The 1,570-nt window shown below is 72.2% G+C and carries 1 protein-coding gene; it reads left to right on the top strand.

All coding sequences use genetic code 11. The annotated features are described in order from the left end of the window. Positions 1–16: 16 nt before the first annotated feature. The coding region (locus ACWJ6R_RS36065) for a condensation domain-containing protein (RefSeq protein WP_449066502.1) at positions 17–1,570 on the top strand (1,554 nt) is incomplete at its 3' end.

Genomic DNA, 1,570 nt, shown 5'->3' with positions numbered 1-1,570 from the left:
GTTCGAGGCGCCGTCGGTGGCGGGGCTGGCTGCGGTGGTGGAGGGCGCGTCGGGGGTGGTGCGTCCGCCGGTGGGGCGGGTGGAGCGGCCGGGTTCGGGTGGGGTGGCGTTGTCGTTCGCGCAGCGGCGGTTGTGGGTGTTGAACCGGTTGGATCCGGGGTCGGGGGTGTACGGCCTGCCGGTGGCGTTGCGGTTGGTGGGGCGGGTGGATGTGGCGGCGTTGCGGTGGGCGTTGGCGGATGTGGTGGGGCGGCATGAGGTGTTGCGGACGGTGTTGCCGGAGGTGGGCGGGGTGCCGTTCCAGCACATCCTCGATATATCCGAGCTGTGTGACGGGTCCGGGACGGGCGGGTTCCCGCTGGAGGTCGAGCGGGTTGGGGAGTCCGGGCTCGCCGAGGCGTTGAGCGCTTTCGCCGGGCGGGGGTTCGACCTGGTGACCGAGCCGCCGTTGCGGGCGCGGCTGTTCGAGACCGCTGCGGATGAGCGGGTGTTGTTGCTGGTGGTGCATCACGTGGCGGCGGACGGGTGGTCGATGGCGCCGCTGGCGCGGGATGTGATCGCGGCGTACGCGGCGCGGTCGCGTGGGGAGGCGCCGGTGTTCGCGCCGTTGCCGGTGCAGTACGCCGATTACGCGCTCTGGCAGCGGGAGCTGCTGGGGGAGGAGGCGGATGCGGGCAGTGTGGCGGCGCGGCAGGTGGCGTTCTGGCGTGGGGCGCTTGCGGGGTTGCCGCAGGAGCTGGAGTTGCCGGTGGATCGTCCGCGGCCGGCGGTGGCGTCGTATCGGGGCGGGACGGTGCCGGTGGTGATCGACGCTGAGCTGGGCCGGGGGCTGGCGGGGCTGGCGCGGGGGGTGGGGGCGTCGGTGTTCATGGTGGTGCAGGCGGGGTTGGCGGCGTTGCTGACGCGTCTGGGCGCGGGGACGGATGTGCCGATCGGGACGGTGGTGGCGGGCCGCACCGATGAGGCGTTGGACGAGTTGGTGGGGATGTTCGTCAACACGTTGGTGCTGCGGACGGATGTGGGGGGTGATCCGTCGTTCCGTGAGCTGATCGCGCGGGTGCGGGAGGTGGATCTGGCGGCGTTCGCGCATCAGGATCTGCCGTTCGAGCGGTTGGTGGAGGTGGTGGATCCGGCGCGGTCGATGGCCCGCCACCCCCTCTTCCAGGTGGCTCTCACCTTCCAGAACACCCCGAAGGTCGAACTCGGCCTCGGCGGCGGCCTCTCGATCGGCTTGGAGCCTCTGGAGACGAACGTCGCCAGATTCGACCTGCTGATCTCCCTCAGCGAGGCGGACGACGGCCTGGCCGGCGTCCTCGAATACGCCGCGGACCTGTTCGACCGGGAGACGGCCGAGGACATCGCGGCCCGGTTCGTCCGCCTGCTCCGCGCCGCGGTGAGCACTCCGGACATCCCGATCAGCCGGCTCGGCATCCTCGACCCCGCCGAGCGCCGCACCATCCTGCGCCAGTGGGCCGGGACCGGTGTCTCCCCCGATTCCCTTCCGACGATCACGGAGGAGTTCGCGGCGCGGGTGGCGGCCACACCGGAGGCGGTGGCGGTGGTGTGCGGG

The organism is Planomonospora algeriensis, from assembly GCF_977012225.1.
The sequence above is the reverse complement of the archived record's forward strand: the minus strand, read 5'-3'. Positions and strand labels throughout refer to the sequence as shown.